The organism is Domibacillus aminovorans (genome assembly GCF_001643235.1).
GTDB lineage: Bacteria > Bacillota > Bacilli > Bacillales > Domibacillaceae > Domibacillus > Domibacillus aminovorans.
The window spans coordinates 1-1,927 of record NZ_LQWY01000069.1 but is presented as its reverse complement, the minus strand read 5'-3'; the positions used below and the strand labels follow the sequence as shown (position 1 = coordinate 1,927).

Below are 1,927 nucleotides of genomic sequence, written 5' to 3'. Positions count from 1 at the left end.
TAAGGACTTAATTAAACTGTGTCCATGAAACTATACTAACTCCACCTCAACAGATCGTCTTAATTGGAAATTAGTGAAAAATTTGAATAAAAGAATTAAAGGAAGAATACGTAGGATAACTAATAACTATTCAGGAGGTACTACTTATGATTCTTTTTAGTAAAACAATTTTAAAGAAACTAAAAGAGGCAGAGCTTATGATTGAGCCGTTCACTTCATCTCAAGTTCAACCTGCATCTATTGATTTACTTGATACTGTCGCAATAAGTAAAATGATTATGGATAGCTACCTATTTTAACTAAGTTTACTTTTCAATGAAGGAGTATTTCTTGCAGTTTGTTGTTTCCGCTCTTTTTTTCTTATCTATATATTTCCCGTTATTCTTGTTTACGGAACGTTATCCTCATTTATTAGTGAGTTCACTGCAAACCGTATCTCTAAACATGCATCGGAAAGATTAAAAATAATCTATTCTGCTATTTTTCATAGTTTGTTTGGTTTAATTTTATTATGGTATAGTTTATTTGTCTCCCTACTATTTTTTACTGTCGACCCATTTTTGAAGGCGAAATGAAAGAGTATCGATTTAGTCAGGTACTGAGTATCTTTGTATTTCCAATTTTTCTTTTGATAAAAGACTGAGCTTCAATTGTTTCTAGTTATATAATTAAATCCTCACGAAAAAATAATCGAATAAAAAGGGAGAGGAAAGGCTTACTTTGTCTACTTTTTTACAATTAAATACAATATTTATTAGTATCTTAATAGAAGCATTTCCGTTTGTGTTAATCGGTGTTTTTGTCGCGGGATTTATCCAAATGTTTGTTAGTGAAGAAATGATCGCAAAAGTAGTGCCGAAGAACCGCTTCCTGGCTGTTTTATATGGAACACTGATTGGCGCTTTATTTCCGGCTTGTGAATGTGGAATTGTTCCGATTGTCCGCAGGTTATTATTAAAAGGGGTACCTCTTCATACAGCGATTCCATTTATGTTAACAGGGCCCATTATTAATCCTGTCGTATTATTTTCTACTTATATCGCATTTGGAAATCAGTGGGATATGGTGCTGTATCGGGGGGGATTGTCTTTGGTCGTTGCCCTTTTAATCGGTATTCTTTTATCTTATCAATTTAAAGGCAATGAACTCCTGAAAAAAGCAGCTCATACTCATACACACAGTCATCAGTCTGCTTCTCAAACATTCTTAAAGAAGTTTATCGACATGCTTCGTCATGCGGTGGATGAATTTTTTTCTGTTGGTAAATATTTAATTATCGGCGCTTTTATTGCCGCATCGATGCAGACATTTTTGAAAACATCTACGTTGATTGAACTTGGTCAAACAGAGGCAACCTCTTCACTGGTCATGATGGGATTGGCCTATATTTTATCACTATGCTCAGAGGCTGATGCTTTTGTCGCCTCGTCCTTTAGAGGAACATTTTCAACAGGTGCATTGGTGGCCTTTCTCGTTTTTGGACCGATGGTTGATATTAAAAATATGTTAATGATGCTTAGTGTATTTAACAAACGATTTGTTTTTAGTTTAATTGGTTCTATTGCGCTGTTTGTATTTCTAGGCTCACTGCTCTTGTAAGGAAGGAGGAAATAAATGTTTCGTGCATTGGTTTTAATAGTCTTTACGTATTTCTTTCAACATCTTCATACATCGGGTAACATATCGAAATATATTAATATGAAATATGAATATATTTCGTATATCGCTATTTTTACGTTTGCTATTCTCACGATTGTGCAAATATATACCCTTGCCACAACTTCTGAAGATGAGCATTGCTGTGATCATTCACATGAGCATGAAAAAGATAAACCGCTGTTTTGGAGATGGATACATTATGGAATTTTTATTTTCCCATTGGTGACAGGCCTTTTTTTACCAATTGCAACGCTTGATTCAACTCTTG

General features: G+C 34.2%; 3 protein-coding genes. All 3 read left to right on the top strand.

The features are described from left to right. Positions 1–146 precede the first annotated feature (146 nt). The gene (locus AWH49_RS20210; protein ID WP_157723776.1) at positions 147–299 is read left to right on the top strand and encodes a hypothetical protein; all 153 of its coding nucleotides are present in this window, start codon (positions 147–149) and stop codon (positions 297–299) included. Between the two features lie 421 nt (positions 300–720). Further along, positions 721–1,599 carry a permease gene (locus AWH49_RS17830; protein WP_063966820.1) on the top strand — a complete coding sequence of 293 codons (879 nt, stop codon included), beginning with the start codon at positions 721–723 and terminating at the stop codon, positions 1,597–1,599. Between the two features lie 15 nt (positions 1,600–1,614). Then, the coding region (locus AWH49_RS17825; protein ID WP_157723775.1) for a DUF1980 domain-containing protein at positions 1,615–1,927 on the top strand (313 nt) is incomplete at its 3' end.

What these genes read in the sequence shown, in the direction of transcription:
- AWH49_RS20210 (WP_157723776.1), top strand. Translation starts at nt 147, where the DNA reads ATGATTCTTTTTAGTAAAACAATTTTAAAGAAACTAAAAGAGGCAGAG.